This is a genomic window from Streptomyces sp. WAC05292, from assembly GCF_003949955.1.
GTDB lineage: Bacteria > Actinomycetota > Actinomycetes > Streptomycetales > Streptomycetaceae > Streptomyces > Streptomyces globosus.
This window is the reverse complement of the sequence record NZ_RPSE01000816.1, coordinates 1-825: the sequence shown is the minus strand read 5'-3', so window position 1 is coordinate 825 and position 825 is coordinate 1. Positions and strand designations below refer to the sequence as shown.

Annotated in this window: 2 protein-coding genes and 1 pseudogene; all 3 read left to right on the top strand. The window is 71.3% G+C overall.

Annotation, left to right across the window (positions count from 1 at the left end; translation table 11 throughout):
• Positions 1-177 (top strand): annotated as a pseudogene (locus EF903_RS35725) (dehydrogenase); the annotation flags it as partial.
• Positions 177-611: a hypothetical protein gene (locus EF903_RS33210; protein WP_125548592.1), complete on the top strand. Its 435-nt coding sequence runs from the start codon at positions 177-179 to the stop codon at positions 609-611. The pseudogene EF903_RS35725 and the gene EF903_RS33210, both read left to right, overlap by 1 nt.
• A gap of 41 nt (positions 612-652) precedes the next feature.
• Positions 653-823, top strand: a complete 171-nt coding sequence (locus EF903_RS34605; RefSeq protein WP_185902968.1) for a hypothetical protein — start codon at positions 653-655, stop codon at positions 821-823.
• Positions 824-825 lie beyond the last annotated feature (2 nt).

The window sequence follows — 825 nt, the reverse complement described above, 5'->3', positions numbered from 1 at the left end:
CGCCTCGACCCCTACACCACCCCGCTCCCCGGGGTGTACCTCTGCTCGGCGTCCACACCGCCGGGCCCCTCCGTGCACGGCATGTGCGGCCACCTCGCCGCCCTGTCCGCGCTCCGCCGCCACCACGGCGTCTCCACCCCGCCCTTCCTGGGCCCGAAAGAGAAGGCAGTGCTCTGATGCGCATCCGATCCTGGGCCACAGCGGTCACCGCTGCGGCCTGCTGCGTCCTCCCCCTCGCCGGCCCGGCGACCGCCGAGGACAAGCCGGCCCGCGGCGTCGCCTGGTCCGCGTCCCACGAGACGGCGACCGCCTCGGGCGGACGCTGGGTGGAACGGTCCACCGGCGGGCCGCTCCAGGTGGTCGTCGAAGGACGCCTCGCCAACACCGGCGAGGGCTGCTACTCGGTCTGGGCGCGCTGGCAGTTCGACTTCGTGCCGACGCCGCCGCGCAAGCAGGCCACCGTCTGCGGCAACGACACCGCCGACATCCGGGTGAGCCAGTCCTACATGCCCACCACGACCGGCTCCGTGGCCGTCTGCAAGGGTACGGAGAACACCCGGGACTGCGGCCCCTGGCAGAGCCTCACCTCCTGGCCCGTCACCCGCCCGTAGCCACCGACCCGCAACCACTCACCCGAAGGAAGGGGAAGCCCGTGAACGGCATCGACAAGCAGGACCTGGACCAGCTCATCACCCACACCTACGCCGAGATCAAGACGGCGATCACCTCGCACAGCGAGAAGAGCCTCCTGATGTACAGCAAGGCCCTGAGCACCCTCCTGGAACTCCGCCGCCAGCTGACGGAGAACCCCCCGACCACCTGACC